Origin of the sequence: Xanthobacter autotrophicus ATCC 700552 (assembly GCF_043194565.1) — a bacterium.
In the GTDB taxonomy this organism is placed as follows: Bacteria; Pseudomonadota; Alphaproteobacteria; order Rhizobiales; family Xanthobacteraceae; genus Xanthobacter; species Xanthobacter autotrophicus_F.
On record NZ_JBAFVS010000104.1, the window covers coordinates 1 to 295 of the forward strand.

Here is a 295-nt window from a genome sequence, read left to right on the forward strand (position 1 = left end):
CGCGGAGCCGATCCGCTCCCACAGCACCCCCGCGACCACGCTCGCCACCAGCATGGCGATGCCGGTGGCGAGATTGAACAGGCCGAAAGCGGAGCCCCGCAGCGTCGCGGGCGCGTGCTGGGCAACCAGCTTGGCGAGCAGGCCCTGCGTGAGCGCCATGTGCGCCCCCCACAAGGCGATGCCGAGAAAGGCGCCCCACAGCCCCGGCGCGAAGGCCAGCATCAGGTCCGCGCCGATGAGGACCGCCAGCCCCACCAGCAGCAGGCGCGTGGGCGAGGCCTGGTCGGACCAGGCA

General features: G+C 73.2%; 1 pseudogene. It reads right to left on the reverse strand.

Annotated features, from left to right (window positions below):
* Positions 1–295, reverse strand: a pseudogene (locus V5F48_RS25105) (MFS transporter); the annotation flags it as partial.